We start from the raw sequence: 22058 nt of genomic DNA on the forward strand, positions 1-22058 counted from the left end.
GTCATTGTGGTGGGCGATGCGCCTGGGGTGGCAGAGTGGGACGCGATGAGCACCACACCCAACCAGAGGCCGCGTCAGTCGGATGCGCGCCGCCAGCGTCGCAAAGGCGCAAGCAAGCGCAAGATCACGGGCATCAAACGCCCGGCTGCGAACGACAAGGTTCCTGCCACCGCGAAGGAGCGCGTGCGCCACTACCTGCCGTACGCGATCGTGCCCAATTTGGCGTTGGTGCTCGGGCTTGTTGCGTTGTGCTTCGCGGTGATCCTCATCGCCGGTTGGAGCCTCACGTATTTTCCCGGTGCGGTCGGTGAGGCATGGTTCGCGCTCCACGGCGTGCCGTTGCTTATCGACGGCGTCTCGCTCACCGCAATGCCGCTCCTGCCCGCAGTGGGCGTCGCGGCTGTGGTGGCGGTGCAGGTGCGCAAAGCCACCGCGGGCCGCGTCAGTGTGCTTGACCTGCTAACTCTGCTCGGCCTTGCGCTCGGCCTGCCGCTCGTGATCAGCGGCATCGCGTTGTTCATGGTCTTTGACGCCTCGCACGTGTACCCGGTTGGGACGCCGCCTGTCGTCGCGGCGTTCGCCTACCCGCTGATCGTGCATCTGCTGGGCTTCATCATCGGCGTACGGCGCGTGGTGTGGCACGCCCTGGCAAAGCGCAGCGGCATCCCAGCCGAGACTGTCGATGCCGGGGCGAATGCTGCGGACCTCATTCTTCGCCTGCTCGCGGCGGCGGCCGTAGTCTTCGTTATCGCCCTCGCCGTCGGCTACGCCCGCGTCGGTGAGCTGGTTTCGCAGTTCCCGCAACTCGGCGTCGCCGGGGGAATTGCTCTGGCGGTGCTGAGCCTGCTGTACCTGCCTAACGCGGCGGTCGCACAGCTGGCTGTGCTACTCGGCGGCAGCTTCGAGGCCGCCGGGGCGGGCGTGAGCCTGTTCGCCGCCTCCAACGTGGCTTACCCGCCGCTGCCGCTGTTCGCGGCGATCCCGGCGCAGATGCCGCAGTGGGCTCCGGTGCTGTTGGTTGTGCCGGCGGCGGTGCTGGCGCATGCGTTCGTGGTCAAGCCGCTGACCCTCGAGGGCGTCGCGGCGACCGCGACCTGGGCCGCGCTCATGGGAGCGCTGCTGGGCATCTTCTCGGCTGGGGGTGCCGGTGCCTACGGGCTCGTCGGAACTGATCCGTTCGCGCTCGCATTGTCGCTGTTTATCTGGGTGGCGCTGACCGGCGCGCTTGTGCGCGGGGTGGCGCTGGTGAGGCAACGCGCGTCCGCGCGCAGCGGTAGTTAGACTTAAGCCCGTGAGTGACTCTGCGAAATCGGTGGCCGTCCTCGCGTCGGGCACCGGCACCCTGCTGAAAGCGATCATCGATAACCAAGAGAACCGCTACCGCGTTGACATCGTGGTGGCGGATCAAATTTGTCCAGCGCTGCAACGGGCTAAAAACGCTGGCATCCGTACGGCCGTGGTGCCGATGGAGGCAAACCGCAACACCTGGAACGACAAGATGGTGGCCGCTGTGGCCTCCGTCGAGCCGGACTTGGTGGTTTCTGCGGGGTTCATGCGGCTGCTCGGCCCGGCGTTCGTGCAGGAATTCGAGGGGCGAACAATTAACGCCCACCCGTCGCTTTTGCCGTCGTTCCCGGGGGCGCACGCGGTGCGCGATGCGCTGGAGCACGGCGTGAAGGTCACCGGCTGCACGGTGCACTACGTGGACGCCGGCCTGGACAGCGGCGAGATCATCGCCCAGCGCGCCGTTGAGGTGCAGCCGGGGGATACAGAGTGGGAGCTCCACGAACGCATTAAGAAGGCGGAGCGCGAACAGATCGTTCACCTGCTCCGCAACCTCGAAATTGCAAACGGAAAGGCTGTATTTAATGTCTAAGCGGGAAATTAAGCGCGCGCTGATCAGCGTCTACGACAAGACCGGGCTGGAGGAGCTGGCACGCGCGCTCGGCCAGGCGGGCGTGGAGATTGTCTCCACCGGCTCCACCGCCAAGCGCATCGCGGACGCGGGCGTTTCCGTCACCGAGGTCGCGGACGTGACCGGCTTCCCGGAGGTGCTCGACGGCCGTGTGAAGACGCTGCACCCGCGCGTGCACTCCGGCATCCTCGCGGACCTGCGTAAGGACAGCCACGTGGACCAGCTGCAGGAGCTGGGCATCGAGCCGTTCGACCTCGTTGTGGTCAACCTCTACCCGTTTGAAGAGACCGTTGCTTCCGGCGCCACCTTCGACGAGTGCGTCGAGCAGATCGATATCGGCGGTCCGTCCATGGTTCGCGCCGCGGCCAAGAACCACCCGTCGGTCGCCGTGGTCACTTCGCCTGCCCGTTACGGTGAGGTCGTCGAGGCCGTCAAGGGCGGCGGTTTCGACATCGAGCAGCGCAAGCAGCTCGCGCTCGAGGCGTTTACGCACACTGCGCTTTACGACGCCGCGGTCTCCTCCTGGCTGTCCAACCAGCTCGGCGCGGACGCCTCCGGCGCCGGCGAAGGCACCACCGACTTGCGCTACGGCGAGAACCCGCACCAGGCCGCCCGCCTGGAAAACGAGGGCTGGGGCCTTGCCGCCGCCACCCAGCACGGTGGCAAAGAGATGAGCTACAACAACTACCAGGACGCGGATGCCGCGTGGCGCGCCGCCTGGGACCACGAGCGCCCGTGCGTGGCAATTATCAAGCACGCCAACCCGTGCGGCGTGGCCGTCTCCGATGTCTCCATCGCGGACGCGCACAAGAAGGCCCACGCATGCGACCCGGTCTCCGCCTACGGCGGCGTGATCGCCTGCAACCGCGAGGTCACCCTGGAGCTGGCGGAGCAGATCAAGCCGATCTTCACCGAGGTGGTCGTCGCGCCGTCCTACTCCGCGGACGCGCTCGAGCTGCTGCAGACGAAGAACAACCTGCGCATCCTCGAGGTCGAGCCGAAGCAGCAGGACGAGGAGCGCAAGCAGATCGCCGGCGGCTGGCTCGTGCAGGAGCGCGACCGCTTCCAGGCAGAGGGCGACAGTGCTGCCAACTGGACCCTGGCGGCCGGCGAGGCTGCCGACGAGCAGACCCTCGCGGACCTCGAATTCGCGTGGCGCGCAGTGCGTTGTGTGAAGTCGAACGCGATTCTGATCGCGGCCGAAGGGGCGTCGGTAGGCATTGGCATGGGCCAGGTCAACCGGGTGGATTCCGCAAAGCTCGCCGTGGACCGCGCCAACACCCTCGACGAGGGCCGCAACCGCACCAACGGTGCCGTCGCCGCCTCTGACGCGTTCTTCCCGTTCGCGGACGGGTTCCAGCTGTTGGCTGACTCCGGTATCAAGGCCGTGGTCCAGCCCGGCGGCTCCATCCGCGACGAGGAGGTCATCGCCGCCGCCGAGGCCGCCGGCGTGACCATGTACCTGACCGGCACCCGCCACTTCGCACACTAGAAAGATCGTTTCCCGTGCCCTCTAAAGTTGCAGCCTTGGCCCTGACCGCGGGCCTGGCGTTTCCCATGTCGTCGGTGCCGACCTACACGGCAATCGATCAGATTCCCGTGATTGGCCAGCCGATCGTGCAGGCCTACAATCAGCTGCCCCCGCAGGTGAAAAACGCCATCCGCTTGCCGCTGCCGCTGACCACCCCGAAGCCCGGCAAGGCGCAGCATGTCGCACCGGCCGTGGACGTCCAGGCGCAGCTGGACCGACTCGTGGCGGACGTGGTGGGGCGCCATGGTGGCCGCGCCACCGTGGCGGTCGGCCCCTTCACCGCAGGCGACAACCGGCCGGAGCCGGCGTTTTCCACGATGAAGGTGCCGCTGGCCATTGCCGCGCTGCGCCAGGACCAGGCGTTTTACCCGGACGCTGAAGCCGCTGTGACCCGCTCCGACAACCCCGCCGCGCACCGCATGTTCGGCCAAGTGCCGGCCGCGAGTTACGAGGGCGTGATCCGCGAGGCGGGTGCCCGTACGACCACCCCGGCCGGCTACCAGATGGGCACGATGTGGACCACCAGCGACCAGGCCGAGTTCGCCTCGGGCCTGCGCTGCGTTGCGGGGCACGAGCCGGTGCTGGACATGATGGGGCGCATCGTGGACTACCAGCACTGGGGCCTGGGCCGCGTCGGCGGCGCCCGCTTCAAGGGCGGCTGGAACCACCACGAGGGCGGGCACCTGGCCCGTCAGTTCGGCCTGATCCCGGGCCCGAACGGTGACATCGCCGTGGCGATTACCGCCCACAGCCCGAAGGGCTACGAGGGTAGCTTCGCCATGCTGGACGAGCTCGCAAACGGGCTGAACGCCATGCGCGGCGACCTGCCCACGTCGCGCTGTTAGGGGCACGCCATGACCGGTCAAGGCTCCAGCAAATGGTCACCGGACCAGCCGCACTTCACGGATCCGGACGTAGGACACACACAGCAGTTCAGCGCGGTGCCACAGCAGCAGTACGGCCAGCCCAACGAGTACCAGACGAGCTACCAGCCGCCTGAGCCAGTGGAAGAGCGCGGCGGGCCGAGCCCGTGGCTCTACGTGCTCGCGGCGCTGCTGCTCGCCGCACTTGTCGGTGTGCTCGCCTTCATGGGCGGTTCCGGCGCGTTCAACCGCTCTAGCGAGCCGGTGACCAGCACAGTGGTTGAGACTCGTACGCTGCCCAAATCGGAGTCTCCCGAACAGCGACCCAGTGAGCCGGCGAAGCGCACGTACTCGCAGTACGCCCCGGATACGGGGGTGACCACCCCAGGCTTTGCCGCCAACGTGTACGAGGCATTCCAGGGTACCTACGCCCGCACCGGCACGCCAGACTTCACGGTGTCCGTGTATAGCCCGGCCACCGAAATCACCTACCGCATGACCTGCTCTGGCGGGGAGACGGTGTACTGCACTGGCGGCGACAACGCCCGGGTCAAGATTTGGTAGCTCGCTGGCGCTTGGGACTCGCCGCAGCCGGCGCAGTGTTCTTGGCCGCCTGTTCGGGCGGCCAAGAAGCCGCGACCGTTACTTCCGTGGTCACCTCTGAGGTCACGGAGGCGCCGGCCTCCGTCCCCGATGCGCAATTGCTTCTCGACGCCACGGTCGCGCACGTCGAATCCATCTACGGCGGCCAGCTGGGTATCGCCACGGTAGGGAATGAGGGACCGGTAGCGGCCGGATTCACCGCCCCGAGCCCCGCCTGGTCCACTATCAAGGTGCCAATCGTCGTAGCCGCCATGCGCGCTTTTCCCGGACTCGAGGAAGACGCCCGCGCCGCGGTGAGCGCGTCGGACAACGCGGCGGCGCAACGCCTCTACGACGCCGTCGGAGCAGAGGCCGTCGACGGGGTGCTTTCCCAGGTCGGACTTGCCACGGGATTGAACACGGAACCGCTCCGGCCCGAGTTTTCCACCTACGGACAAACCCAGCTCAGCGTGGCCGACGAAGCCGTGCTCGCAGGCCAGGTCGCCTGCGTGGACGGTGCTGGCCCCGTGCTTGCGCTCATGGGCCAGGTCGACCCTTCGCAGGCGTACGGACTGGGGACTATTGGGGCGCTGTTCAAGGGAGGTTGGGGTCCGGACACCACGGGGGCCTACCAAATACGGCAGTTCGGACTCGTCCCGCGCGGCGACGGCACGTGGGCGCCGGTCGCGATTACGGCCTTGCCCGCGGACGGGACCTACGAGACGGGCCAGGCCATGCTGAGCGCTGCTGCGGAAACACTGGCCGCCGATCCGATGCAGTTGCCGGTGGCGGCCTGCCAGCCCTAGTTCTGCTCGTTCTTGCGTGAGACCAGGTCCACCAGCTCGAGCATGCGCTCCGTGCGGCGGTCCGGCAGGTCCGTGTGGAGGACGTCCAGCACGGCGTCGGCGATGGTGACGGCGGGGGCGGGCAGGGCGTCGTCGACAAGCGGGTAGGGCGCGGTGCCGGTGTTGTCCCTCATCTCGATGGCCGCGAGCGTCATGTGGAATGGAAGGTCGATGCGCGGGTCGTCCTCGCCGACGATCTGCCCCGACAGCTTGCGGAAGATCCCCTCCAGCTCCTGTCGCGCCTCGTGGTACTCGGTGAACTCCTCGGACAACAGCACCGGCAGCTGATAAAGCCTGCCGATGTTCCAATTCGAGGACAGCAGGATGCGCGACTCCGCGGCAACCAGCGCCCACAGCTTCACCGCGGCCGACTCGTCGGTCTTGGCCAGGTCCGACGCGAGCGCCAGGGCCGGCTGGATCGTGCCCATCAGCAGCGTGAGGAAGATGTCGCGCTTGGAAGGGAAGTGGTAGTACAGCGAGGCCTGGCGCATGCCCACCGCGTCCGCGATGTCATGGGTGGAGGTGGTGGCGAAACCTTTGCGGGTGAACAGTTCGGAGGCGGCGTCGAGGATCTCCTCGCGCGCGGTGGCGCCTCTGCGGCGGGGGCTTTGCTTGCGTGGCCGTCCGACCGGTTTCGCCATGCCTTGCGTCCTTTCCAGGGAGCTCTCTGTGTACGGTTGCGCGGGATAACTATAGACGAAAAGCACCCGCTCTCGACCCTCCGGGGAGGGGAGTGCGGGTGCTTCTTTTGAGCCGAAGACTCTACGCTGTCATCGTCAACCGGCTAATTAGCGGGTGGTGAACGGCAGAAGAGCCATCTCGCGCGCGTTCTTCACAGCGGTAGCGACCTGGCGCTGCTGCTGCGGGGTCAGGCCCGTGACGCGGCGGGAACGGATCTTGTGGCGGTCGGAGATGAACAGACGCAGGGTCTCAACATCCTTGTAGTCGACCGACTCGATGCCCTTCGCCTTCAGCGGGTTCTTCTTCGGGCGGCGGGACTGCTCAATGCGCGGCTTACGCGAATTGTTGCGCTTCATAATGTGAGTCCTCCTTACCACGAAGACTTACGGACGCCAGGCAGCTCACCACGGTGAGCCATCTCGCGCATACGGACACGGGAAACACCGAACTTGCGGAGGTAGCCGCGGGGGCGGCCGTCACGCGAGTCACGGTTGCGCACGCGGGCCGGGGAGGCGTCGCGCGGCTGACGGTTGAGCTCGAACTGTGCCTCAAGACGGTCCTCGTCAGAGGTTTCCGGGTTCTTGATGATGGCCTTGAGCTCCTGACGACGCTCCGCGTAGCGGGCGACGATCTCTTTACGCTGCTCGTTCTTAGCGATCTTGGACTTCTTCGCCATGGATTATCGCTCCTCGCGGAATTCGACGTGCTTGCGAACAACCGGGTCGTACTTCTTCAGCGTGATGCGATCCGGGTTGTTGCGCTTGTTCTTGCGGGTCACATAGGTGAAACCGGTGCCCGCAGTGGACTTGAGCTTGATGATCGGGCGGATATCGTTACGTGCCATTAGATCTTCTCACCTCGTGCGCGGATCTTGGCGACGACGGACTCGATGCCGTCGCGATCGATGATCTTCAGACCCTTGGTGGAGACGTTCAGGGTGATGGTACGGCCCTCGGAGGGCAGGTAGAACCGGCGCTTCTGCACGTTGGGGTTCCAACGGCGCGAGTGGCGGCGGTGCGAGTGCGAGACGGTCTTGCCGAAAGACGGCTTACGTCCCGTGACCTGGCAATGTGCCGACATGGGTTAGCTTCCTTACTCTTCTTGCCGCCCACGACACGATCGCTATGTGAGGAAAAGCGCCAGGTGAGAAGCGGAGTGAGGGTCCGCGACCAGCGCAAGTGCAATCGGTTGACGCAGGCGTATACGTGTACTTCGACAACAGCGAGAGTAAACAGTACATGTTCAGCGCCGAAACTCCTAATCTCGGGTGGCGAGGCTTCCCAGCGACACAGCGAGTGACGCCAGTACACCACTAAACGTCATATACACAGGCCAAGGGGGAGTTCGTGCTACCTAGGCGGCAGAGGCATCGTTGAACGCAAGACGCACGAAGTTGAAGTCTAGAGCCCGAGAGCTTTGGCAAGGTGCAGCGCGAGTACCGTGCGGTCGCGCGCTTCGAGTTTCCGGAGCAATGCAGACACGTGGTTTTTTACGGTTCCTTCAGCCAGGAAGAGAGCACTAGCAATTTCCCGGTTGTTCATACCTCGCGCGACCTTCTCCGCGACGGAGCGCTCTGTCGGGGTCAGAATCGTCAGCTGAGGGTTACCTGCGGCGTAGCGCGCAATCCGCGGGTCGAGGACGAGACCGCCCTGGGCGGTGGCGACAATGGCGCTCGATAATTCTTCCGGGGACACATCTTTAAGGATGTAGCCGGAGGCCCCAGCGTCGAGTAGTTTCTTGACCAAGTTTGCATCGTCAAAAGTGGTGAGGACGAGCACAGGGAAGTGCGGATTGCAGGCGTTTGCGACCCCGACGCCGTCGGTTCCCGGCATGGCAGCGTCGGTGACCACCACGTCGACGTCCCAGCGCCGGGCCAGTTTGATCGCTTGTGCGCCGTCTGTAGTTGTAGCGACAACCTCAACCCGGTCGTCGGTTTCCAGGATGAGTCGGAGTCCGCGCAGGAGCATCTCGTGGTCGTCGACAAGCAGCGCCCGTGTGGTCATGACTTCTCCTTGAGGTGCAATTCGATGCGAAACCCGCCGTTGATGCCGTCGTGGGGGAGCGTAATGATTTCGCCTTTGAGCCCCGCAGCGCGTTCACGAAGCGAGGTGATACCGAAAGCCTCCGGCCCGGTTGCGCCCATTCCATTGTCAGTTACAACCAGCGTTCGGCCATCAAGAACGATTCGGGCTTTCGTTGCGTGTGAATGACGCAGCACATTTGTCAACGCCTCCTGGCAAAAATGCAGCATGAGCATGCGCTCCTCGGTGGAGTACTTGGCCTGCGTAGTGTGAGCGAACTCAACGTCCAAAGAAGTTGTCGCGAAAGACTCCGCTAAATGAGACAGTGCGGACTCGATTTTTTCATCCGGGTTAGCTACAGGCTTCATTGCGCGCACGGTTGCGCGCATCTCGTGCAGAGCCTCCGACACGTTGGCACGGGCCCGTGCGATCTCGTCATTGCGCTTCTCCGCGTTAGGGGTGCGGAGTGCGTAGTCGAGGCTTAGGCCGATGGTGGTGAGACGGTGCCCGAGGGCATCGTGAAGCGTCGCCGCGATCCTCTCGCGCTCCTTTGTCATTGCCATGTCCTGCTGACGGGTCTCGTGCCAGCGTTGTCGAGAGACTGTGGAGGCGAGGTTGAGTCCCACAGCGGCCGCGGCGGCGCCGCCGAGCGTTTCGAAAGCGATTTTGCCGGCCGGTGCGTGGACTGTGACCTGTGCAGCGAAGGCGGTTACCACAATCGCGCCCGCGTACACATACGCGACCCGCTTGCCAAGGCTCATATGCACCGTCACCACCGCACACCACAGGACTAGGATGCTGATCGGGTTGTTCGCAGTGGTGAAGACGGCGAACGAGCACAAGGAAAAGCAAACCGCGGCAGCCCCATGCTCTGTTTCGCGCCAGGCCACCCAGGTCGTGACGGTGAGAATCGCGACGGCCAAAAGCACCCCCTCGCGCGCGAGCGCTGTAGGAGCGAAGTTGAGGTACAGCAGGATGGCGAAAACCAGGATGCTGTCCATCAAGTGCAGGTGGACGCGGTTCATGGAGCCGAACCTACCCGTTGATACCCATGACTTGGGTCATGGATTTTGGTGACGGCATCTACTGTTGCAGCGAGTTTACGCTCCATAAAGTCGCCCAACATGAATCCAAGAATTCCTGTCAATGCATTCGGTCTCGTCCTCCGCGCCGTCATTGCGGCGGCAGTGCTAATGGGCGCAAACCTCGCTCGGCTCCCGCTCGCCCCATACGTGGACGAAACTCTCCTGTTCTGCCTGACTCCTTTGCTGGTGGTCGCGTTCGTTGTGGTGTGGGTGCACTACGTTGAACGCTCCGGTATTAGGTGGCACGGGGTCTGGGGGCTGGTCGGTGGCACGCTTGTGGTCGCCGTACCGATGGTCCTGGGCTGGGCAGTGCTCTGGGTGATCCTCGGGCGCGGCCCGGAGATGCCGGAAGCGGCCGAGGCTGGCGACTATCCGGTTGTCGCAATCGTGGCGTGGATCCTCGTTCGCGCATACTTGCTGCAGGGGATCCCTGAAGAGCTGCTCTTCCGCGGCTGGCTTTTCGACGTCACGCGCCACCGCGAAGCGCTGACCGTGGTGTGGACAACCGCCGCCTTCACATTGATTCACTTAACCTCTTCGGGAGGGCAACAAAGTACTCTCGACCACGTCGTGTACTTGGCTATGCCTTTCGGGATGTCCATCCTCGGCGCCGCGCTGGTTTACTGCTTTGGCAGCTTCTGGTGGGCGGCAGGCTCGCATGGCGGAATGCACCTCATGCTCGCGGTGTTGAGCTTGGCCTTTCCGGTTGAGCTGGGCAATCTTGCATGGCTCGTGCTCGGCTTGGCGCAGACGTTGGCCGGAGCGCTGCTGCTGTGGTGGCGAAATGTGCAATTGCGCGATTCGGAAAATCTCGTCTAGGCAAGTATAATCCTGCAGGTTGTCCGGCAACCGCCGGATGAAAAGACCATTTCGCACCCAACTCGGGCACGATCTTCGCGCTCGCTTCTCGTCTCGAGAGGCGCGGAGAACCGACCCGTAGTTCAATCCTGAGGGAGACGAATCAAATGAGGAAAGACATTCACCCGGATTACCACCCGGTGATTTTCCAGGACGCAAACACGGGCCACAAGTTCCTGACGCGCTCCACCCTGACCTCCGCACGTACTGAGCAGTGGGAAGACGGCAACGAGTACCCGCTCGTGGTCGTGGACGTCACCGCCGAGTCCCACCCGTTCTGGACCGGCGCGCAGCGTCTCATGGACACCGCTGGCCGCGTGGAGAAGTTCAACCAGCGTTTCGGCGGCATGGCCCGCCGCAAGAAGAAGGCCAACTAGAGGGGATAAAGGAGACTCGTCATGGCAACACCGAAGTTCAAGAAGTCCCGCGCGAACACGCGTATGCGTCGTTCCCAGTGGAAGGCCGACAACGCCGACCTGCAGACCGTCAAGATCGACGGCCAGGAAGTGCGCATCCCGCGCCGTCTGGTCAAGGCTGCTCAGGCCGGTCTGATCGACGTCGAGCAGTTCTAAGCTTTTAAGGGTCGCATTAGACCCATCGAAAGAACCGGGACCCCCAGGTGGGGCCCGGTTTTTTCAGCTTAATTCAACACTAAGGAAAATATAAGTCATAATAACCCTATGAAAATTCTCGTAGCTGACGACGAGCAGGCCGTCCGCGAGTCGCTCCGACGCTCGCTGCGCTTCAACGGATACGACGTTGTGCTCGCCGTAGACGGCGAAGACGCGCTCGACCAGATCCGTATTGAGCAGCCTGACCTGACCATCCTCGACCTCATGATGCCCAAGCTTGACGGCCTGGGCGTTTGCCGCACCCTGCGTTCCTCTGGGTACGACGGCCCGATCCTCATGCTCACGGCTCGCGACGGCGTGTCCGACCGTGTGGCCGGCCTGGATGCTGGCGCGGACGACTACCTGCCCAAGCCCTTCGCCTTGGAGGAGCTCCTGGCGCGTGTTGGTTCGCTGCTGCGCCGCACCCGTTCCGAGGCTCGCAAGGCCGCGAGCAAAGATCAGACCCGCCTCCAGTTCGAGGACCTGGTCATGGACACCTCCACCCGCGACGTCACCCGCGGCGGCCGGGCAATCTCGCTGACGCGTACCGAGTTTGCGCTGCTGCACCTGCTGCTGCAGAACCCGCGCCATGTGCTGGCCCGCCAGACCATCCTGGAAGAGGTGTGGGGCTACGATTTCCCGACCTCTGGCAACGCGCTGGAGGTCTATATCGGCTACCTGCGCCGCAAGACTGAAGCGGGCGGCGAATCGCGCTTGATCCACACCGTCCGCGGCGTCGGCTATGTCCTGCGGGAGACCGCTCCGTGATTTTGCGGCGTTTCACAGGCGAAGCTGATCTGCAGGAGCAGGCCAATACCGGCCGGTCCCTGCGCAACAGCTTGGCCGTACTCGCCGGCGGCATCGTCGCCGTGGTCATTTTGTTGACCGCGCTGTTTACCTACCGGCTTTCAGAAACGACTCGTCTGACCGTCATGGACGACGACCTGCGCACCCGTACCTACGGCGTATCGCTGCAGTTAAAGAACCTGGATGCGGACGACCAGGAGGGCTTTGAAAAGGCCATTGCCGAGTTCAGCCGATCCAGCCCGTGGGTGAAGATCTCGGCCGCGCCCGCTGGTTCCAACGTGTTTTACGGCGACCCGGTGCCGGTGGCGGGGCCGTACACGGTGACGTCTTCAGGCGACATGCTCTCCCAGCGCACCGTGGCGGGGGAGCGCGTGGTGGTGCGCCGCAGCGCCTCCGGTGTCACCGTGGCCATCGCAAAGCCGTTGGACGTGTTGGGCATCGTTTCCGGCAGTTGGGGAGCGGCCGCGCTCGTCCTCGCCGGCACAGGCGGGCTACTCGCCTGGATTGCGGGCACGGTAATTTCCGCCGTTGGCCTCCGACCTGTGCGCAGGCTGCACCGAGCTATCGACGCCGCCAACGAGTCCGACCAGCTGACAGAGCTGCCCGTCGACGGCGACGACGAATTCGCGGACATCACCACCTCCGTGAATAAGATGATCGCCACGCTGGAAGACTCTAAGACGCGCCAGGCGCAGCTGGTGGCGGACGCCGGTCACGAGCTGAAAACCCCGCTGACCTCGATGCGCACGAACATCGAGCTGTTGATGATGCTGTACAACTCCGGACAGCAAGATCAGATTTCGGAGCAGGATCGCAAGGACTTAGAGCGCGACGTGATGGCGCAAATGGAGGAAATGTCCATCCTCATCGGCGACTTGGTGGATCTGACGCGAGACGAAGCGCAGCAGGGCGCCGAGCCCGAGGATTTCCGCCTCGACGAGGTGCTGGAGGAAGCACTCGACCGCGTGCGGCGCCGCCGCCCGGACCTGGCGTTCCAATTCGAAGCGGACCCGTGGGTCATCACCGGCGACCGGTTCGCCATGGGCCGCGCCCCGATCAACCTCATCGATAACGCCGCGAAGTGGTCGCCGCAGGGCGGCACTGTGCGCGTGTCGCTGAAGGCGGCGAAGCGCAACGCGGTGCTCATTGTCGACGACTCCGGCCCCGGCATCCCCGAGGACCAGCGCGAGAAGGTTTTCGAGCGCTTTTACCGCTCGCCCGAATCCCGCTCAATGCCGGGGTCCGGTCTGGGCCTGGCCATTGTGAAGCAGGTCTTTGACCGCCACAATGCAACCATCGTGGCGGAGGAGTCCGACGACGGCGGGGCACGCTTCCGTGTGGTGTTCCCAGGCCGCCCGCCGCAAACGGACAACGAGGATGCTGACGTCACCGCCGCCGAAACCCAGGCGCGTGTGATTCCGCGCAAGAGCTACAGCTAGACCCGCAGGCTAACGCGCACAGCAATCGTTCAGGAATTGTTACGAAATGCGGTGCATGCCCTCAAGTTCTGCCACAGGGCGACGGGGCATAATGGCCCGTCATGAGTGAAACGAACTTCCCGGAAGACACCTCCAGTTTTCCGTCGAACAATGGCGTCTACCAGGTGCAGCCGCAGCCCCAGGCGTACAGCCGCAGCAACGACGGCAAAGGCGGCAAGGGTATCGCAACGGCATTCGCCGTCGCGCTGGCAACCGCTCTCGTTGCCGGCGGCGGCGCGGGCTATTTCGCCGGCTCGACCCAGGCGGGCAAGGGGGCGCAGAGCGCGCTGGAAAGCGCCTCGGAGGGCTCCTCGGAGGATTCTCGGAATGGGTCTGGCGGTGCGCCGTCGCAAAGCGAACTGCGTAACCCGACAGTCGCGGATCCGGCCGATGCTCCCGAAGGTTCGGTAGAGCAGGTGGCCGCCGCGGTGCTGCCGGCAGTGGTCTCCATCGAGGTGGCCACGCCCCGCGGCAGTGCGGAGGGCTCCGGCTCCATCATTTCCGCGGACGGCTATGTGCTGACCAACCACCACGTCATCGCCGGCGCCGACACGCCCGGGTCGAAGGTGCAGGTCACGCTTAACGACGGCTCACGTCGCAACGCCCAGTTCGTCGCCTCCGACGTCAACACGGACGTCGGCGTGCTCAAGATCGACGACGCCAACGACCTGCCGGTGATGCAATTCGGCAACTCCGACGAATTGCGCGTGGGCCAGGAGGTCGTCGCCGTCGGCTCCCCGCTGGGGCTGTCCGCCACGGTGACCAGCGGCATCGTCTCTGCGCTCAACCGCCCGGTGCGTGCCTCTCAGGGCGGCGGGGAAAGCTCGCTGATGGACGGCATCCAAACCGACGCCGCGATCAACCCAGGCAACTCCGGCGGCCCGCTGGTGGACCGCAGCGGCAACCTGATCGGCATGAACTCCGCGATTGCTTCGCTGTCCGCCGGCGGCATGGGGCAGGGCGGCCAGGGCGGCTCCATCGGCCTCGGCTTTGCCATCCCGTCGAACTTTGCCAAGCGGGTGGCGGAGCAGCTCATTGAAACGGGCGAGGCTACCCAGCCGATGCTCGGCGTGCGCGTCAGCGTGATGCAGGGCTTCGGCGGCGGTGCCGTGGTGGCGGGGGTGGAGCCCGGCAGCCCCGGCGAAACGGCTGGGCTGAAGCCCGGTGACGTGATTACGCGCCTGAACGACCGGCCCATCGACTCTGCTGACGCTCTCATTGCAGCGACCCGCTCCAAGGCGTTCGGAGAGACGGTGACGCTGCAAGTGCAGCGGGAGGGGGAGTCTCAACCGATTCCGGTAGAGGTGACCTTAAGTTCCGAGTAACTTCATATCTGACCTATCCGCCCCGTTATGTCTTTAGGGAGTCTAACCACGATGCCGGAATTGTTTGACGCGCTCGACATCACCGAGCCGGACGATGCGACGCTGCGCGCCTCCGAGCTGGAGAGCGATTCCCCGACGTCGCCGTGCGCCATCGTTGTGCTGGTGGGCGACCGCCGCTACGACGCGCCGGGTGACAACACCGACGAGATGGTGGTAGAGCTTTTGCGCGAGGCTGGCTTTGTGGTCGATGGCGTGGTGCGCGTGAAGTCCAAGAAGTCCGAGATCCGCAAGGCCATTGAGACTGGCGTGGTCGGCGGCGTGGATCTGGTGCTCACGCTGGGTGGCACGGGCGTCGGCCCACGCGATAAGACGCCGGAAGCGACCCGCGCGGTCATTGACAAGGTGGTCCCCGGTGTCAGCCAGGCCATCCGCTCGTCCGGCCAGGCGTGCGGTGCCGTGGACGCGTGCACCTCCCGCGGTATTTGCGGCGTGTCCGGTTCCACGGTCGTGGTCAACCTCGCGTCCTCGCGCCAGGCGATTCGCGATGGTGTGTCGACGGCGACTCCGCTGGTACGCCACCTCATCGACGAGCTGAACCAGCACTCGGTGTAAACCCGGCGCAGTACAGCAGGCAGATGGAACGCAAACGTAGGCGCGCTGTGCGCAAAGCGGACGTGGAATACGACCGCTCCGCGGACGCCGCGCCAAACACCCAGGCAGAAGAAAACCCGGCCCTGGACGCTGAGCGCGAGGTGCTGCTCGGCGACGAAGAGCCGGGTTTGACGGGCCGCGATTTCTATGAGGCGGAGCGGCCTCCGCACTACGGGGAGTAGCTTTTCAGCCAGTCCCGCTCAAGGACGAACTAGTTCAGCGGCTTGTTTACGTTGTTCGGGTTCTGGCCTGCGAGCAGGTCGCGGATCTCCGCGAGCAGCTCGGTGTCGGTCGGCTCCGGCTCATCCGGGTCGATGCCCTTGCGGCGCTTCTGCGCCTCGTCCAGCTTGTTCATCGGAGCGACGAGCAGGAAGTAGATCACTGCGGCGATGAGCAGGAAGTTGATGATGGCGGTGAGGACGGCGCCGAAGTCGACGAAGGTCGCCTCGTTGCCCTCGCGGACGAAGAAGCCCAGGCCGGAGTAGTCCACGCCGCCGAGGGCTGCGAGGAGCGGGTTGATGATCGCGTCAGAGAACGCGGTGACAACTGCGGTGAATGCCGCGCCGATGACGACGCCGACGGCAAGCTCGATGACGTTGCCGCGCATGATGAAATCTTTAAATCCTTGAAGCATGCTTCGGGATATTAAACGCACGCTCACGGTTGCTCAATACAAGCGTGAGCGGTTCCGACAGGGAAGCGGCCGCCACAGCTGCAGCCTCACCCTCTTTGAGCAGCACTAATACCGCGTCGCCTTCCCCAGATGTGACGACAATCCCATTTTTCGCAACCACGCGTGGCCCTTGGCCCACAACGTCAACTTCTGCCCCGTGGTGCAGCATGGGCAAGATGTCCGGTTCCGCCAGCGGCACTGGAACCATGGAGAACTTCTCGCCGTCCGGTTTGTCCTGGGTGAGCAGGCCCGCCAGATCGGGCCCGACTAGGCGGGTGGCCGTGACCACCTCGCCGCGGGAGGCGGCCGCCGCGAGCAGCTGCCCCTCCGCCAACGCCGCGTCGTCGAGTGCGTTATCGGGCACCGACTCCGCCGGGAGCCGCCGGAGTTCCAGGTCGTCCGCGCTGAGCACGGTGCCGGGGGTGACATCGCGGGAGAAGGTCAGCGCTGGCGGGTCGGACCGTGAGGCGTCGATAAGCACATGCAGCACAGCGGCGACGACGAGGAAGACGGCTATTGCCCTGCGGATGAGCACGGAGCGACGGTAGCCGGGGGAGCGGAGGTTGTGAAGGCGCGCGGAGAGGTCCATGGGAATAAGACGGCGGAAACCACGTCCCGGTTCCCTAGACGCGGAAGAAACCCTCCGGCGTGATTACGGCATCCACCGCCTGGTCGTGCGCGTCATGCGGCACCGCGTCGACGACCTCCCAGTCGTAGACCACTGCCGCAACGGGAACATCAAGGGCCGACAACGCTCGGTCGTAGTAGCCGGCGCCTTTGCCCAATCGCATGCCCTGCCTATCGACGGCTAACGCCGGCGCCACCACCAGCCCGCAGGAGCGCAACACGTTTGAGGTGAAGCGCGGGCCCGTCGGCTCAGTGATCCCCAGGGCGCCGGCAGTATCCGCGGCCCCGAGCTGCGCCCAAGCGAGCACCCCGTCCGGTAAGGAAATGGGCAGAAACGGCGTGCGCGCCACGGCGGCGAGCTGTGCTGCGAAATCCGCCGGGCCAGGCTCGGAGGCGAGCGGGTTGTAGGCGGCGATATTGGTGCCGCGCGCGTTGAAATCGTCGATGCACGCCAAGGTAGCCGCGACAATTGCCTGGTCGAGCTTTTGTTTTCGTTCCGTGCCGCGTAGCTCGCGCCGGTTGACGAGATGCGCCGCACGCATGGCGGCCTTCCGGGATTGGGCGGTTGCGTCCACTTGGGTGTGCTTACTCCATGATTCTTCCGGGTCGCAGCCCGGTTGTGAAGGTTGGGGGCTGTAGGCTTTGCGTTTATGCAGAATTCTACTGACCTTCCCGTTGATGCTGCGAACGCTTCGGTGAAGACTGTTGTGGTTCCGGCGGCGGGTATGGGGACTCGTTTTTTGCCGGCGACGAAGACGGTGCCGAAGGAGCTTTTGCCTGTGGTGGATACCCCGGGCATTGAGCTGATAGCTGAGGAGGCTGCGGCGGCTGGGGCGCAGCGTTTGGCTGTGGTGGTCGCGCCGAATAAGGAAGAGATCATGCGGCACTTCGGCGAGTTTTCGGACTTGCAGGAGCTGATGGTCGCCCGTGGCAAGCAGGCCCAGGCGGACAAGGTGGCGCGTGCCAACGGTTTGATTGAGGCTGTGGCGGTCACCCAGGATGAGCCGCTTGGGCTTGGCCATGCGGTTGGTTGCGCTGAGGAAGCGTTGGATGACGACGAGGATGCGGTTGCTGTGATGCTGCCGGATGATCTTGTGTTGCCGGCGGGTGTGATGGACAAGATGGTCGCTGTGCGTGAGCGCCTTGGTGGTTCGGTGTTGTGCGCGTTTAACGTCTCGCGCGATGAGGTGTTCAACTACGGCGTGTTCGACGTGGAGGATGCCCAGGCTGAGATTGATGGCGTTGAGGTGCTCAAGGTGCGCGGCATGGTGGAAAAGCCTGCTGTGGAGGATGCGCCGTCAACGCTGGTGGCTACCGGTAGGTACCTGTTGGACCGCGGGATTTTTGATGCGCTGCGGCGCATTGAGCCCGGTAAGGGTGGGGAGTTGCAGCTGACGGATGCGATTGAGTTGATGATCTCTGAGGGCCACCCGGTGCACGTGGTGGTGCACGAGGGCAAGCGCCACGATCTGGGCAACCCCGGCGGCTACATCCCGGCGAATGTGGATTTCGGCCTGCGCGATGAGAAGTTCGGGCCTGCCGTGTACACCGCGGTGAAGAAGATCATCGCCGACTTCGAGGCGGAACACCCCGAGGTTGCCGCAAAGGCGCAGGACAACGGGTAGACGAAAGGGGCACGGGCCATGCGCAGCGTAGAGGACCAGCTTGCGGCTGTAGTGGACGCGGCGACCGCCCCCGAGCCGATCCGGGTGGCGCTGACGGACGCGCTCGGCCTGATGTGCGCCGAAGAGGTCACCTCCACCACGCAGGTTCCCGGGTTCCCTCAGGCGGCTGTGGACGGTTTCGCCGTGCGCGCGGTAGACGTGGGCGGCACCGCCGGGCTGCGCAGGCCCGAGCGCCGCGACCACAACGAAAACGACCACAACGATAACGACCAGGACGGTAACGGCGAGGAAGCCCCCGCCGTCCAGCAGCCGAATCGCGAGCGCGCCCTTCCCGTGGTAGGCGAGGTGCCCGCCGGCTCCCAGAAGCCGCTGCGCCTGCAGCCGCGCCAAGCGGTGCGCGTCGCCACCGGCGCCCCGCTGCCCACGCTCGCGGACGCTGTGCTGCCGCTGGAGTGGACGGACCGCGGCCGCAAGCGAGTCACCCCGCAGCGCCCTGTGCGAACTGGTGATTTCGTGCGCCGGCCCGGCGACGATATCCAGCCTGGCGACATCGCCGTGCGCCAGGGCGCGGTGCTCGGCCCCGCCCAGATCGGCCTCGCCGCCGCCGCGGGCCGCGACAAGCTCCTGGTGTACCCGCGCCCGCGCGTGACGGTGATGAGCTACGGCTTGGAACTGGTGGACTTGGACCGCCGTCCGGGCCTGGGGCAGGTTTTCGACATCGCCTCCTATGTCGTGGCCGCTGCCGCGAAGGAGGCGGGCGCGGACGTGCACCGCGCCGGCATCATCAACGCCGAGCCGCGCCGCATGCGCGAGACGGTGGCCGGCCACATTGCGAAAAGCGAGTTCGTCATCATCACCGGTTCTGTCGGCGGCTCCGGCGCGGTGCCGATCCAGGAGATTTTGCGTGAGCTCGGGCAGATCGACACTACGCGCGTGGCCATGCACCCCGGTTCCGTGCAGGGCTTCGGCCTGATGGGCGAGGAGCGCATCCCGGCGTTCCTTTTGCCGTCCAACCCGGTGAGCGCGCTGGTGATTGCGGAAACGTTCATTCGCCCCGCCATCCGCCGCTCGCTGGGCAAGACCGCGGTGACGCGCCGGACCGTCGAGGCCCGCTCGTTGCGCGAGCTCAGTTCGATTCCGGGCCGCCGCGGCTACATCCGTGCCCGTCTCATGCGCGACGCGGACACTGGCGACTACCTGGTCGAACCGCTGTCTGCGCTGGAGGCCGGGCCCGCGCACCTGCTGGCTGGTTTCGCGGAGGCCAACGCCATGATCTGCCTGCCGGAAAATGCCGTGCATGTGCGCCCCGGCGACATCGTGGACGTCGAGTACCTCCGCCAGCGCAGCTAGGCACCACCCCATGTTTGCGATGTTTCGCCAGCCCACCCCGGGCTGGCCTGAGTCCACGCCGACCGTCACGCTTCCCGACGGCGCATGCGTCCGTCTCCGTCCCCTCACCTCCCGCGATGGGGAGGATTGGGCGGGCACGAGAAACGTCGATAAGCGATGGCTCGAACCAGTCGAGCCAACCGTAGAGGGCAGTTGGGAGGACGCGCACTCGCACGCGGCGTGGCGCAACACCTGGCTGAACCTGAAGCGGCTGGCCAACCAGGGCACGGTGGTGCCGCTGGTCATCGAGGCGGACGGCGAGTTTGCCGGACAAGTCACCCTGGGCAACATCCAGCACGGCATTGTCTCCGAATGCTGGGTGGGCTACTGGGTGCACTCGCCTTTCATGGGCCGCGGGGTGGCCACTGTCGCGTGCGCGTTGGGCGTGGACCACGCGTTTTCCCGCGTCGGGCTGCACCGCGTGACCGCCACCTACCTGCCGCACAACCCCGCGTCAGGCCAAGTGCTCAAGCTCAATGGCTTCCGCGAGGAGGGCTACCTGCGACGCAACCTGCACATCGACGGGCAGTGGCGCGACCACCACTTCGTGGCGTTGAACGCCGACGATTTCCCCACCACAGCCGTACAACGCCTGCGCGAAGCTGGCAGGGTGCGATAAGGGCGAAAAACAGCTGCGCCCCACCGGCGCGCCGACCCGTTCGCCTGCGCAAGTGCCGATACCGTGGACTCCTGACTTTAAGGGTGCAACTGACGCGGAAAGGTGGCATCGCCCATGGGCAGCCCGAGCTTAATGATCATCTTGATCCTGGTCGTGTGGATCATCGTCCTCGCGCCGTTGATGATCGGCAACAACAAGCCGATCCGCCGCTCCGGCGACGGCTACGACGAAACGCGCGTGCTGCACGAGGGCGGCACCGCGCCGATGGCTGAGCGCCGCCGCCCGAAGCTCACCGCCGCCGACATCCACCGCCACAGCGAGGACACCGACTACGAGGTCGTCGAAGCAACAGATGCCGAGGAGCAAGTGCTTATCGACGACGCTCCCGCCCTGCGCACCCTCTTCCGCCGCCCCGGCGCCGAGGACGGCGATCCCGCGGTAGACCACATCGACGGTGAAGTCATCGAGCACGCCGAAGACGAGGCCGAGCCCACCGAGGTTGAGGCCGATGACGCTGAGACCGCGGGCGGGTCCACCAAGGTCGTCGCCAACGAGACCGGCGGCTCCACCTCTGTGAAGGTCCTCGCCGCGGAGGATGCTGCAGAGGACGATGCCGCCGACACCGATACCGACGCCTGCGGCGCCGACGAGGCTGAGGCAGAGTCCGACCGCTACGAGCTGGACGAGTCCTACACCGCACCCGAGGACTTTGGCTACGCGGACGAGACCGGAGGCGTCGAGAAGCAGGGCGCCCCGGAAACGGACGTTGAGGAAGCACCGGAAGATTTTGACGACGAGGTCGACACCGCAGAGGTCGCCGAAGCGGGCGACGAGGACCTCGCCTTCGCCGCTGCGCGCCGCGGCCGCGGCGGATTCGACCCGGAGCGCGACAAGAAGAACACCGCCACCCGCTTCCAGCGCCGCCAGCGCACCCTGCTGGCGCTCATCGCCGCCTGCGTGGTCACCTTCGTCGTGGCGTTTGTGGCGGGTGGCTGGACCTGGGTGCTGCCCGCCGTGTCGGTGGGGCTGACCGCATGGTTCATGATCGCGTTGCGTCGCGTGGTGCTGCAAGAGCGCGCACTGCACGCCCGCCGCCTGCGCCAGCTGCGCCGTGCCCGCATGGGCGTGGCTATGAGCAACCACGTCGAGCACCCGCGTGATGCACGCCTGCGCGCCGGCTCCGTCGTGCTGGACCTGGACGACGAAAGCCCCGACTTTGACACCCTGCCGTCCGCCCGCTACGCGCCGGACAACGACCCCGGCTACGACGACTACGAAGACCTCGGCGGCTACGGCACCCGGGCCTCCTAAAACCGTGAAAACCTCCACTGCGCTGGCGATTTAGCCGGCGCGTGGGGGAGGAGTAACGTAACGAGCGTGCCCAAGGGGCTATAGCTCAGTTGGTAGAGCGTCGCGTTCGCAATGCGAAGGTCAGGGGTTCGATTCCCCTTAGCTCCACAATGTCATGAGTCGCGTCATGCTTGACGCATGAGTCGCGACATGCTGGACGGATCGGCATCTCAGTTGTTTTTATTCTGGGGTGCCGGTTTTGTTCATTCGGGGCGTAGTGGTGGGTCGCCGTGTTTCCAGTAGGCCTTTTGGTAGTCGCGGGCGGTGTCGATGTAGTGCTCGGTGATGACTTCTCCGGTTTCGACCAGTGATGTGATGATGTGGTTGTCGGTGATGACCATGAGGATTTTCTTGTGTTTGTAGGCGCGTCCGATGCCGAGGTGGAAGAGTTTGCCGGCGTAGCGCACGGAGACTTTGCCGTTTTTGTCGACTGTGTCGTTTCGGGTGCGCCATTCTTCTTTGGGGTTGTCGTTGGGTGTGGCTTTGACTCCGGTGGTGTATGCCTGCTGCGGGGTGCGTCTG

28 protein-coding genes, 1 tRNA gene and 1 pseudogene are annotated in these 22058 nt (G+C 65.1%); 19 read left to right on the plus strand and 11 right to left on the minus strand.

Annotated features, from left to right (window positions below):
* Positions 1-45: 45 nt before the first annotated feature.
* The 6 genes from NUW87_RS09060 to NUW87_RS09085 are packed head-to-tail and all read left to right on the plus strand — an operon-like array spanning position 46 to position 5697.
* On the plus strand, positions 46-1281 hold the full coding sequence (locus NUW87_RS09060; protein ID WP_239217385.1) for a cell division protein PerM: 1236 nt from the start codon (positions 46-48) through the stop codon (positions 1279-1281).
* 10 nt (positions 1282-1291) lie between these two features.
* Complete coding sequence (gene purN / locus NUW87_RS09065) at positions 1292-1876, plus strand: phosphoribosylglycinamide formyltransferase (RefSeq protein WP_239217384.1); 585 nt, start codon at positions 1292-1294, stop codon at positions 1874-1876.
* On the plus strand, positions 1869-3407 hold the full coding sequence (purH, locus tag NUW87_RS09070) for a bifunctional phosphoribosylaminoimidazolecarboxamide formyltransferase/IMP cyclohydrolase (RefSeq protein WP_269028173.1): 1539 nt from the start codon (positions 1869-1871) through the stop codon (positions 3405-3407). Before purN ends, purH begins: the two co-directional genes overlap by 8 nt.
* 35 nt (positions 3408-3442) lie before the next feature.
* Entirely contained in the window at positions 3443-4291 is an 849-nt protein-coding gene (locus tag NUW87_RS09075) for a serine hydrolase (protein ID WP_269028176.1), read from the plus strand.
* A gap of 9 nt (positions 4292-4300) precedes the next feature.
* Positions 4301-4873, plus strand: a complete 573-nt coding sequence (locus tag NUW87_RS09080) for a hypothetical protein (protein WP_269028178.1) — start codon at positions 4301-4303, stop codon at positions 4871-4873.
* 11 nt (positions 4874-4884) lie between these two features.
* Positions 4885-5697 (plus strand): hypothetical protein, encoded by an 813-nt coding sequence (locus NUW87_RS09085; protein WP_269028180.1) that lies wholly within the window; start codon positions 4885-4887, stop codon positions 5695-5697.
* On the opposite strand, the gene NUW87_RS09090 is transcribed toward NUW87_RS09085, so the two are convergent.
* From NUW87_RS09090 to NUW87_RS09120, 7 genes are all read right to left on the minus strand, one after another.
* Positions 5694-6377 (minus strand): TetR/AcrR family transcriptional regulator, encoded by a 684-nt coding sequence (locus NUW87_RS09090; RefSeq protein WP_269028182.1) that lies wholly within the window; start codon positions 6375-6377, stop codon positions 5694-5696. The two genes, NUW87_RS09085 and NUW87_RS09090, sit on opposite strands and share 4 nt — an antisense overlap.
* A 147-nt stretch (positions 6378-6524) precedes the next feature.
* Positions 6525-6776, minus strand: coding sequence for a 30S ribosomal protein S18 (gene rpsR / locus NUW87_RS09095; RefSeq protein WP_172796731.1), 252 nt, complete (start codon positions 6774-6776; stop codon positions 6525-6527).
* A gap of 11 nt (positions 6777-6787) precedes the next feature.
* Positions 6788-7093 carry a 30S ribosomal protein S14 gene (gene rpsN / locus NUW87_RS09100; protein ID WP_070472882.1) on the minus strand — a complete coding sequence of 102 codons (306 nt, stop codon included), beginning with the start codon at positions 7091-7093 and terminating at the stop codon, positions 6788-6790.
* A 3-nt stretch (positions 7094-7096) separates the two neighbouring features.
* Complete coding sequence (gene rpmG, locus NUW87_RS09105) at positions 7097-7261, minus strand: 50S ribosomal protein L33 (protein WP_006841072.1); 165 nt, start codon at positions 7259-7261, stop codon at positions 7097-7099.
* On the minus strand, positions 7261-7497 hold the full coding sequence (gene rpmB, locus NUW87_RS09110) for a 50S ribosomal protein L28 (protein WP_034999474.1): 237 nt from the start codon (positions 7495-7497) through the stop codon (positions 7261-7263). Before rpmB ends, rpmG begins: the two co-directional genes overlap by 1 nt.
* A 320-nt stretch (positions 7498-7817) precedes the next feature.
* Positions 7818-8420 carry a response regulator transcription factor gene (locus NUW87_RS09115; RefSeq protein ID WP_269028184.1) on the minus strand — a complete coding sequence of 201 codons (603 nt, stop codon included), beginning with the start codon at positions 8418-8420 and terminating at the stop codon, positions 7818-7820.
* Positions 8417-9463 carry a sensor histidine kinase gene (locus tag NUW87_RS09120; RefSeq protein WP_269028185.1) on the minus strand — a complete coding sequence of 349 codons (1047 nt, stop codon included), beginning with the start codon at positions 9461-9463 and terminating at the stop codon, positions 8417-8419. The genes NUW87_RS09115 and NUW87_RS09120 overlap by 4 nt, the downstream gene beginning before the upstream one ends.
* Positions 9464-9562: 99 nt before the next feature.
* On the opposite strand from NUW87_RS09120, the gene NUW87_RS09125 reads away from it, so the two are divergent.
* The 8 genes from NUW87_RS09125 to NUW87_RS09160 all read left to right on the plus strand — a co-directional run bounded on the left by NUW87_RS09125 (position 9563) and on the right by NUW87_RS09160 (position 15435).
* A complete protein-coding gene (locus NUW87_RS09125) occupies positions 9563-10342 on the plus strand; it encodes a CPBP family intramembrane glutamic endopeptidase (RefSeq protein WP_269028186.1) in 780 nt (259 codons plus the stop codon).
* 146 nt (positions 10343-10488) lie between these two features.
* Complete coding sequence (locus NUW87_RS09130; protein WP_034999480.1) at positions 10489-10758, plus strand: type B 50S ribosomal protein L31; 270 nt, start codon at positions 10489-10491, stop codon at positions 10756-10758.
* Between the two features lie 21 nt (positions 10759-10779).
* Complete coding sequence (gene rpmF / locus NUW87_RS09135; RefSeq protein ID WP_034999483.1) at positions 10780-10953, plus strand: 50S ribosomal protein L32; 174 nt, start codon at positions 10780-10782, stop codon at positions 10951-10953.
* 108 nt (positions 10954-11061) lie between these two features.
* The gene (locus NUW87_RS09140; RefSeq protein ID WP_239217374.1) at positions 11062-11760 is read left to right on the plus strand and encodes a response regulator transcription factor; all 699 of its coding nucleotides are present in this window, start codon (positions 11062-11064) and stop codon (positions 11758-11760) included.
* Positions 11757-13238 carry a HAMP domain-containing sensor histidine kinase gene (locus tag NUW87_RS09145; protein ID WP_269028187.1) on the plus strand — a complete coding sequence of 494 codons (1482 nt, stop codon included), beginning with the start codon at positions 11757-11759 and terminating at the stop codon, positions 13236-13238. The genes NUW87_RS09140 and NUW87_RS09145 overlap by 4 nt, the downstream gene beginning before the upstream one ends.
* A 101-nt stretch (positions 13239-13339) precedes the next feature.
* On the plus strand, positions 13340-14602 hold the full coding sequence (locus NUW87_RS09150; RefSeq protein ID WP_239217372.1) for a S1C family serine protease: 1263 nt from the start codon (positions 13340-13342) through the stop codon (positions 14600-14602).
* Positions 14603-14653: 51 nt separating this feature from the next.
* Positions 14654-15214 (plus strand): MogA/MoaB family molybdenum cofactor biosynthesis protein, encoded by a 561-nt coding sequence (locus NUW87_RS09155; protein WP_239217371.1) that lies wholly within the window; start codon positions 14654-14656, stop codon positions 15212-15214.
* A gap of 23 nt (positions 15215-15237) precedes the next feature.
* Complete coding sequence (locus NUW87_RS09160) at positions 15238-15435, plus strand: hypothetical protein (protein WP_126858374.1); 198 nt, start codon at positions 15238-15240, stop codon at positions 15433-15435.
* A 29-nt stretch (positions 15436-15464) separates the two neighbouring features.
* Here the strand turns inward: NUW87_RS09160 and mscL are convergent, their stop codons facing one another.
* From mscL to NUW87_RS09175, 3 genes are read right to left on the minus strand one after another with little or no spacing between them, the layout of a single operon-like run.
* Positions 15465-15887 (minus strand): large conductance mechanosensitive channel protein MscL, encoded by a 423-nt coding sequence (mscL, locus tag NUW87_RS09165; RefSeq protein WP_269028189.1) that lies wholly within the window; start codon positions 15885-15887, stop codon positions 15465-15467.
* A complete protein-coding gene (locus tag NUW87_RS09170) occupies positions 15871-16515 on the minus strand; it encodes an SAF domain-containing protein (RefSeq protein ID WP_239217369.1) in 645 nt (214 codons plus the stop codon). The genes mscL and NUW87_RS09170 overlap by 17 nt, the downstream gene beginning before the upstream one ends.
* Before the next feature lie 34 nt (positions 16516-16549).
* Positions 16550-17128: a 5-formyltetrahydrofolate cyclo-ligase gene (locus tag NUW87_RS09175; RefSeq protein ID WP_239217368.1), complete on the minus strand. Its 579-nt coding sequence runs from the start codon at positions 17126-17128 to the stop codon at positions 16550-16552.
* A 75-nt stretch (positions 17129-17203) separates the two neighbouring features.
* On the opposite strand from NUW87_RS09175, the gene NUW87_RS09180 reads away from it, so the two are divergent.
* The 5 genes from NUW87_RS09180 to NUW87_RS09200 all read left to right on the plus strand — a co-directional run bounded on the left by NUW87_RS09180 (position 17204) and on the right by NUW87_RS09200 (position 21644).
* Positions 17204-18178, plus strand: coding sequence for a UTP--glucose-1-phosphate uridylyltransferase (locus NUW87_RS09180; protein WP_239217367.1), 975 nt, complete (start codon positions 17204-17206; stop codon positions 18176-18178).
* Between the two features lie 18 nt (positions 18179-18196).
* Positions 18197-19528: a molybdotransferase-like divisome protein Glp gene (gene glp, locus NUW87_RS09185; RefSeq protein WP_239217366.1), complete on the plus strand. Its 1332-nt coding sequence runs from the start codon at positions 18197-18199 to the stop codon at positions 19526-19528.
* Between the two features lie 10 nt (positions 19529-19538).
* A complete protein-coding gene (locus NUW87_RS09190) occupies positions 19539-20186 on the plus strand; it encodes a GNAT family N-acetyltransferase (protein WP_377734658.1) in 648 nt (215 codons plus the stop codon).
* Positions 20187-20300: 114 nt separating this feature from the next.
* Positions 20301-21497 carry a divisome protein SepX/GlpR gene (gene sepX / locus NUW87_RS09195; protein WP_269028191.1) on the plus strand — a complete coding sequence of 399 codons (1197 nt, stop codon included), beginning with the start codon at positions 20301-20303 and terminating at the stop codon, positions 21495-21497.
* Between the two features lie 74 nt (positions 21498-21571).
* Positions 21572-21644, plus strand: a tRNA-Ala gene (locus tag NUW87_RS09200).
* A 95-nt stretch (positions 21645-21739) separates the two neighbouring features.
* Here the strand turns inward: NUW87_RS09200 and NUW87_RS09205 are convergent.
* Positions 21740-22058: pseudogene (locus NUW87_RS09205) on the minus strand (IS481 family transposase); the annotation flags it as partial.

Source organism: Corynebacterium pilbarense, assembly GCF_026930265.1.
GTDB classification, from domain to species: domain Bacteria; phylum Actinomycetota; class Actinomycetes; order Mycobacteriales; family Mycobacteriaceae; genus Corynebacterium; species Corynebacterium pilbarense.

Excerpts from the sequence above, each read along its gene's own strand:
- NUW87_RS09060 (WP_239217385.1), top strand. The coding sequence starts at position 46 with ATGAGCACCACACCCAACCAGAGGCCGCGTCAGTCGGATGCGCGCCGC.
- purH (WP_269028173.1), top strand. The coding sequence starts at position 1,869 with ATGTCTAAGCGGGAAATTAAGCGCGCGCTGATCAGCGTCTACGACAAG.
- NUW87_RS09080 (WP_269028178.1), top strand. The coding sequence starts at position 4,301 with ATGACCGGTCAAGGCTCCAGCAAATGGTCACCGGACCAGCCGCACTTC.
- NUW87_RS09090 (WP_269028182.1), bottom strand. The coding sequence starts at position 6,377 with ATGGCGAAACCGGTCGGACGGCCACGCAAGCAAAGCCCCCGCCGCAGA.
- rpsN (WP_070472882.1), bottom strand. The coding sequence starts at position 7,093 with ATGGCGAAGAAGTCCAAGATCGCTAAGAACGAGCAGCGTAAAGAGATC.
- rpmG (WP_006841072.1), bottom strand. The coding sequence starts at position 7,261 with ATGGCACGTAACGATATCCGCCCGATCATCAAGCTCAAGTCCACTGCG.
- rpmB (WP_034999474.1), bottom strand. The coding sequence starts at position 7,497 with ATGTCGGCACATTGCCAGGTCACGGGACGTAAGCCGTCTTTCGGCAAG.
- NUW87_RS09115 (WP_269028184.1), bottom strand. The coding sequence starts at position 8,420 with ATGACCACACGGGCGCTGCTTGTCGACGACCACGAGATGCTCCTGCGC.
- NUW87_RS09120 (WP_269028185.1), bottom strand. The coding sequence starts at position 9,463 with ATGAACCGCGTCCACCTGCACTTGATGGACAGCATCCTGGTTTTCGCC.
- NUW87_RS09125 (WP_269028186.1), top strand. The coding sequence starts at position 9,563 with ATGAATCCAAGAATTCCTGTCAATGCATTCGGTCTCGTCCTCCGCGCC.
- NUW87_RS09130 (WP_034999480.1), top strand. The coding sequence starts at position 10,489 with ATGAGGAAAGACATTCACCCGGATTACCACCCGGTGATTTTCCAGGAC.
- rpmF (WP_034999483.1), top strand. The coding sequence starts at position 10,780 with ATGGCAACACCGAAGTTCAAGAAGTCCCGCGCGAACACGCGTATGCGT.
- NUW87_RS09140 (WP_239217374.1), top strand. The coding sequence starts at position 11,062 with ATGAAAATTCTCGTAGCTGACGACGAGCAGGCCGTCCGCGAGTCGCTC.
- NUW87_RS09150 (WP_239217372.1), top strand. The coding sequence starts at position 13,340 with ATGAGTGAAACGAACTTCCCGGAAGACACCTCCAGTTTTCCGTCGAAC.
- NUW87_RS09155 (WP_239217371.1), top strand. The coding sequence starts at position 14,654 with ATGCCGGAATTGTTTGACGCGCTCGACATCACCGAGCCGGACGATGCG.
- NUW87_RS09160 (WP_126858374.1), top strand. The coding sequence starts at position 15,238 with ATGGAACGCAAACGTAGGCGCGCTGTGCGCAAAGCGGACGTGGAATAC.
- mscL (WP_269028189.1), bottom strand. The coding sequence starts at position 15,887 with ATGCTTCAAGGATTTAAAGATTTCATCATGCGCGGCAACGTCATCGAG.
- NUW87_RS09170 (WP_239217369.1), bottom strand. The coding sequence starts at position 16,515 with ATGGACCTCTCCGCGCGCCTTCACAACCTCCGCTCCCCCGGCTACCGT.
- NUW87_RS09180 (WP_239217367.1), top strand. The coding sequence starts at position 17,204 with ATGCAGAATTCTACTGACCTTCCCGTTGATGCTGCGAACGCTTCGGTG.
- glp (WP_239217366.1), top strand. The coding sequence starts at position 18,197 with ATGCGCAGCGTAGAGGACCAGCTTGCGGCTGTAGTGGACGCGGCGACC.
- NUW87_RS09190 (WP_377734658.1), top strand. The coding sequence starts at position 19,539 with ATGTTTGCGATGTTTCGCCAGCCCACCCCGGGCTGGCCTGAGTCCACG.
- sepX (WP_269028191.1), top strand. The coding sequence starts at position 20,301 with ATGGGCAGCCCGAGCTTAATGATCATCTTGATCCTGGTCGTGTGGATC.